Source organism: Parabacteroides sp. PM6-13 (assembly GCF_029892605.1).
Lineage (GTDB): Bacteria > Bacteroidota > Bacteroidia > Bacteroidales > Tannerellaceae > QVMG01.
The window spans coordinates 1-6,175 of the sequence record NZ_JARXWF010000030.1 but is presented as its reverse complement, the minus strand read 5'-3'; the positions used below and the strand labels follow the sequence as shown (position 1 = coordinate 6,175).

4 protein-coding genes are annotated in these 6,175 nt (G+C 51.0%); all 4 read left to right on the top strand.

Annotated features, from left to right (window positions below; genetic code table 11):
- The first annotated feature begins 370 nt into the window (after window positions 1–370).
- The 4 genes from M2134_RS15680 to M2134_RS15665 all read left to right on the top strand — a co-directional run bounded on the left by M2134_RS15680 (window position 371) and on the right by M2134_RS15665 (window position 5,406).
- Window positions 371–1,165: a helix-turn-helix domain-containing protein gene (locus M2134_RS15680; RefSeq protein ID WP_280752520.1), complete on the top strand. Its 795-nt coding sequence runs from the start codon at window positions 371–373 to the stop codon at window positions 1,163–1,165.
- 435 nt (window positions 1,166–1,600) lie between these two features.
- Window positions 1,601–2,815, top strand: a complete 1,215-nt coding sequence (locus M2134_RS15675) for a M28 family peptidase (protein WP_280752519.1) — start codon at window positions 1,601–1,603, stop codon at window positions 2,813–2,815.
- A gap of 110 nt (window positions 2,816–2,925) precedes the next feature.
- A complete protein-coding gene (locus tag M2134_RS15670) occupies window positions 2,926–3,345 on the top strand; it encodes a transcriptional repressor (protein ID WP_280752518.1) in 420 nt (139 codons plus the stop codon).
- A gap of 111 nt (window positions 3,346–3,456) precedes the next feature.
- A complete protein-coding gene (locus M2134_RS15665) occupies window positions 3,457–5,406 on the top strand; it encodes a heavy metal translocating P-type ATPase (protein WP_280752517.1) in 1,950 nt (649 codons plus the stop codon).
- Window positions 5,407–6,175 lie beyond the last annotated feature (769 nt).

The following is a 6,175-nucleotide window of genomic DNA, read 5'->3' as shown; positions in this document are numbered from 1 at the left end:
AATCTCTTCAAAATTAAAATCTTCCATAAAAAAACTGTGTTAGCAAAGTTAATACTTTTATTACGCTTTGCTGACACAGTTCAAATTACAGCCTCCCTTTCTCCTTTCTCCCTTCTCCTTTCATCCTTTCTCCCTTCTCCTTTCATCCTTTCTCCCTTCTCCTTTCTCCTTACTCCTTACTCTTTGCCCCTTTCCCGTCTGCCTTCGATATGCCTTCGATGTGGGTAGCATCTCCATAGGCAAATGGCGGCAGGTAGTTAATGTCCTTTTTTCAGGTAGTTAATGTCCCTTTTTTACAATCAGATATCCCCGTAAAGCAGTACTTTTGCAATACATAGTGAACACCGGCTTTGCCGGGAGATATCAATTTATGGAAGAATTTCGAATCATACAACCCTCGCCGCTGCTGGCGCCCTATATTAAGAACTACTGGCTATTGAAAACGGCCTGTGACTCTCCGGCATTGGCGCGCACAGTTCCCTGTGGTATGATGAACCTGATCTTCCATCGGGGCAACCGTCTGTTGTCGATCCACGACAATCTCGTTCATCCCCGCGCCTTCCTCAGCGGACATGAAAAGACGTTTGCCGACCTCCAGTACACCGGACAGGTCAATATGTTTTCCGTTGTTTTTCGCCCCGTGGGTGTCAAGGCTTTCTTCAAGCTCCCGATGAATAAGCTTCATAACCTGCGAGTGACGGCAGGCGACCTGGAAGATAAGGAACTGGCAGCCTTGGAACAGTCGCTGACAAGTACGGAGAACGATGAGCTTTGTATCCTCCTGATCGAGCAATTCCTCCTAAAACGCCTCAGCCACTTGGCGGAACATAACCTGAAACGGATAGAAGCAACAATACAACAGATCAACTCCGGACAGACCGATATAGCCCGCCTGGCCGACACCGCCTGCCTGAGCACCAAGCAGTTTCAGCGTATTTTCTCCGAACACGTAGGCGCCAACCCCAAAGAATTTACCCGAACGATCCGCTTCCAACGGGCACTACACAAGCTCGAGCATTGCCCCGAGATCCCCTTTACCACCCTGGCCCATGCCTGCGACTACTTCGACCAATCGCATATGATCAAAGACTTCAAAGCCCTTTCGGGCTACACCCCCAGCGAATACCTTGCCGCCTGCCCCCCACATTCCGACTACTTCGGTTAGGAGGGAGGAACAGGGAGAAGGGAACAGGGAGAAAGGAGAAGGGAGAAGGGAGAAAGGAACAAGGAGAAGGGAGCAAAGGAGAAAGGAGAAGGGAGAAAGGAGAAAGAAAACTCCTTGTTCCTTGTTCCTTTCTCCTTGTTCCCTTCTCCCTTTTTTCTTGTTCCCTTCTCCCTTTTTTCTTGTTCCCTATTGGCGACTTAGGAGTAGAAAGCAGAAAGCAGAAAGCAGAAAGGAAAAAGAAAACTCCTTGTTCCTTTCTCCCTGTTCCCTTCTCCTTGCTCCCTTCTCCTTTCTCCCTCCCCCTTTCTCCTTTCTCCCTGTTCCTTTCTCCCTCTTTTGTCCTTTTTTTACAATTCCGCCATGCCCGGAACGAATACCTTTGCCCTCTCTCTCAATTCATAATTCATAATTTATAATTCATAATTAATTTATCCTATGAACAAAAGAGCATTAACAGAGAAAGCGAAGTCACACCTGCAGGTCTTGTGCGCTGAAATAGGCGAGCGCCGGGTAGGAAGTGCCGGGAATCGCCGGGCAAGCGCTTATGCTGAGCAAGTACTGAAAGAGGCAGGCTGGCAAACCGAATCAACCGAACTGTCGGTGATCGACTGGAAGACCGAGGGGGCATCGCTGACCTGCAACGAGCAATCATTCGAAGTCTTTTCTTCCGAATACTCCTTAGGCTGTGCCGTACAAGGCGAACTGATTGCTGTCACGACTATCGAGCAACTGGAACAGGCTGATATAAAGGACAAAATCCTGTTTCTCTATGATACGATTGCCTCCCAGCAGATTGCGCCGAAGAACTTCCCTTTCTGGAATCCCGAAGAACATCAACACCTCATTTCCCTACTGGAGAAAGGCAAGCCGAAAGCCCTCGTCTGCGCCACGGAACGCAATTCGGCTACGGCCGGTGGTGTCTACCCCTTCCCTTTGTTTGAGGATGGCGACTTTGACATTCCGTCGGTCTATATGAAAGACACCGAAGGGGAAAGGCTACTCGGCTGCCTGGGGCAAACCGTAGTGCTTGAATCCAAAGCCACCCGTATCCCCGAAACGGCCTTCAACCTTATTGCCCGGAATGGTATTGAGTCCGGGAAGCGGATCGTTATTACCGCCCATATCGACACCAAAATAGGCACACCGGGCGCCATCGATAACGGCACGGGTGTAAGCATTGTCTTGTTGCTGGCAGAGCTGCTGCAAGGAGCTGCCTTGAATCACCCGGTAGAATTAGCGCTCTTCAATGGCGAAGACTATTACGGCGCACCCGGACAAGTCGAGTACCTGAAGCAAAACCAAGAGCAGTTCGGCAACATCCTACTGAATATAAATATCGACGGAGCCGGCTACCAAGAGGGGCCTTCCTGCTTCTCTGCTTTTGAGCTTCCCGAAGAGATCCTCGATGCATTGCGCGAACTGATCTGGGACAGTCCCGGTATAGTGAATGGCCTTCCCTGGTACCAGGGCGACCACAGCCTGTTCCTGCAAAACGGCTGCCCCGCCATCGCCGTCAGTTCGCAGTGGTTCATAGAGAACATGGAGTGCCAGGAGGTGACGCACACCCCCAAAGACAACTTAAACATTGTGAACTACGAACGGGTAGCCGAGTGTGCGCTGGGCATTAGCGAACTGATACAGAAGCTATAACACCCCTCTTACCTGACCGGACTGTCTTACATCGGAGGCGCCTCAGGCTCTTTTGGTGTAAGACAGATTCCTCTATTTTAGCTATCTTTGCCGGTATAGTACCAGTAAAGATGAAATATTTAGAGGAAAAGCTATTAGCCAGAAACATAAAGCCCACCGCTGTTAGGCTACTTATATTCAAAGCCATGCTGGATTACCCGCAGGCCTTCAGCCTGACCGACCTGGAGACTGTATTGGAGACCGTCGACAAGTCCACGCTCTTTAGGACCATCACCCTGTTTCACGACAAGCTGTTGATACATAGTATCGACGATGGCTCGGGGGCTATGAAGTATTCCGTGTGCAGCGACGATTGCATGTGTTCCCTGGGCGAACTGCATGTGCATTTCAAGTGTACCCATTGCCAGAAGACATTCTGCCTCGAAAGCATCCCGGTGCCATCGGTGAAGCTCCCTGATAAGTTCCTCTTGGAAAGCGTAAACTTCGTCATGAAAGGCCTATGCGACACTTGCTCTCGATTCGGGGAATAGCCGTCTGCCTACTGATATAGCCCCGGCCGGCATTCGCTTAACATTGCAACCAGGTTGCGGAAACAACCCTTTACCTTTGCCGTAGATAATAACCAATAAATAAGTATATCTATGGCTACTATATCGCAAGACAGTCATCGCACGGAGCAGACATCTGCCTGTGCCTGTGGTCATTCACATTCCGATAGTAATCGGCCGGCATGGAAGAAATACCTTCCCGCCTCCCTCAGTTTTATTCTCCTCCTGTCCGGATTATTCTTCGATCACCTCCTGAAGCCGCAGGCCTTCACCGGATCGATACGTCTGATCTGGTACCTGGCGGCTTATATCCCCGTGGGCTTCCCCGTTATCAAAGAGGCTTACCGGGCTTTGTTGCAAAAGGATTTCTTTAATGAGTTCAGCCTGATGAGTATCGCGACATTGGGCGCCTTTGCGATCGGCGAGTTCCCCGAGGGCGTTGCCGTCATGCTTTTCTATACCGTAGGCGAACTGTTTCAGGAGTCTGCCGTGTCGAAAGCCCGTGGAAACATTAAAGCCCTGCTTGATGTCAGGCCCGACACCGTTACCGTTGTCAGAGACAAGCAATACCTGACCCTCGCGCCCGAAGCGGTGGCGATCAACGAGATCATACAGTTGAAAGCCGGAGAGAGAGTGCCGCTCGATAGTGTAATGTTATCACCCGGAAGCAGTTTCAATACCTCAGCGCTTACCGGCGAAAGCGTCCCCCGGACAATCCGCAAAGATGAATCCGTACTGGCCGGCATGGTCAACCTCGACAAGGTGATCGAATTGAAGGTAACTAAAGCCTATGCCGATAGCTCCCTGGCGCGTATCCTCGCCATGGTGGAGGACGCTACGCACCGCAAGGCCAAAACGGAACTCCTGATACGCCAATTCGCCAAGATCTATACGCCTATCGTATTCTTCCTGGCGCTGGCCATCACGTTCGTCCCCGCCTTATTTGTAAATACTTATGTGTTTACCGATTGGCTCTACCGGGCACTCGTCTTCCTGGTCATCTCCTGCCCATGCGCCCTGGTGGTCTCCATCCCCTTGAGTTACTTCGGGGGCATAGGGGCGGCCTCGCGGAATGGTATTCTCTTCAAGGGGGCCAACTACCTCGATATGATGGGTAAGCTGGACACCGTCGTGTTCGACAAGACCGGCACCCTGACCGAAGGCGTATTTAAGGTACAAAAGCTCGTTAAGCAGAACCCTTCCGACCAACTGATGGAGGCCTATACCGCAGCCCTGGAGGCGCAGTCTAACCACCCGATAGCCAAGGCCATAGTGCAACACTTCCCCGACATAGAGCTGTCGCGGTACAATCTGGAAGCGGTGGAAGAGATCCCCGGATACGGCATCAAGGGCCTTGTAGACGGGCACGAGGTAGTTGTTGGCAACGGCAAGATGATGCGGCAGTATGGTTTCCGGTACGACGAAAGCATTAACGACATCAAAGAGACCGTTGTTATCACCGCGATCGATGCCTGTTACTCCGGCTATGTGGTTATTGCTGACCAGATCAAGGAAGATGCCGTCCAAGCCGTCCGCCAGCTTCGCGAGCAGGGGATACAACAGACCGTCATGCTGAGCGGTGATAAATCGACCATCGTGCAAGAGGCGGCAGCAAAGATAGGCATCGGTCAATCCTACGGCGACCTCTTGCCGGAGGACAAGGTGCGCCACGTAGAGCAACTGAAAGGGAAATCAACGGGCACACTGGCCTTCGTTGGCGACGGCATCAACGACGCCCCGGTTCTCGCCCTGAGCGACATAGGAATCGCTATGGGCGGTATGGGTTCCGATGCCGCCATCGAAGTTGCCGACGTGGTGATCCAAACAGACCAACCCTCCAAAATCGTTACGGCCATCAAGATTGCCCAAGCCACCAAAGCCATCGTCGTGCAGAACATCGTCATGGCCTTAAGTATAAAAGCCTTCGTTATGCTATTAGGTGCCCTGGGCGTCGCCACCATGTGGGAAGCCGTCTTTGCCGACGTCGGCGTCTCGCTCCTTGCCATATTAAATTCGATACGGATACTCAGGAAGAGATTCTAAGTGAAGGAGAAAGGAGCAAGGAGAAGGGAACAAGGAGCTTTCTTACTCTTTTCTGCTTTCTGCTTTTTCCTTTCTGCTTTTAAATCGGGAACAGGGAGAAAGGAACAAGGCATTTCCCCTCTCCTTTCTCCCTTTTCCTTTCTGCTTTCTGCTTGCTCCTTTCTCCTTCTAAATCACTAATAGGCACCGAGGCCGTCGCTAATAGGGAGTAACGCCGTCACTAATAGGTAGTGACAGCATCTCTAATAGGCAGTGATGCCGTCGCCAATAGGGAGAAAGGAGAAGGGAGAAAGGAACAAGGCATTTCCCCTCTCCTTTCTCCCTTTTCCTTTCTGCTTTCTGCTTGCTCCTTTCTCCTTCTAAATCACTAATAGGCACCGAGGCCGTCGCTAATAGGGAGTAACGCCGTCACTAATAGGTAGTAACGCCTTCGCTAATAGGTAGTGACAGCATCTCTAATAGGCAGTGATGCCGTCGCCAATAGGGAGAAAGGAGAAGGAAGAAAGGAACAAGGAATAAGGAGAAAGGAACAAGGAGTTTTCGTTTTCCTTTCTGCTTTCTCCTTTCCCCTTTCTCCTCCTAAGTCGCCAATAAGAAATAAGAAGAAGGGAGCAAGGAATAAGAAACAAGAAATCTTGGGCGTGTCCGAGAAACTGTGTCAGCATCTTTTCTTCAATAAATCAATACTCATCGGTCGGGGAGCGCCCTAGCGGCAAGGGGCGGGACCACCCGTCCCGACGAGCGGTAAAATTACAATAATATGAACCTC

Bases quoted from the DNA above. Each gene is read 5' to 3' on its own strand.
- M2134_RS15680 (WP_280752520.1), top strand. From the start codon at position 371: ATGGAAGAATTTCGAATCATACAACCCTCGCCGCTGCTGGCGCCCTAT.
- M2134_RS15675 (WP_280752519.1), top strand. From the start codon at position 1,601: ATGAACAAAAGAGCATTAACAGAGAAAGCGAAGTCACACCTGCAGGTC.
- M2134_RS15670 (WP_280752518.1), top strand. From the start codon at position 2,926: ATGAAATATTTAGAGGAAAAGCTATTAGCCAGAAACATAAAGCCCACC.
- M2134_RS15665 (WP_280752517.1), top strand. From the start codon at position 3,457: ATGGCTACTATATCGCAAGACAGTCATCGCACGGAGCAGACATCTGCC.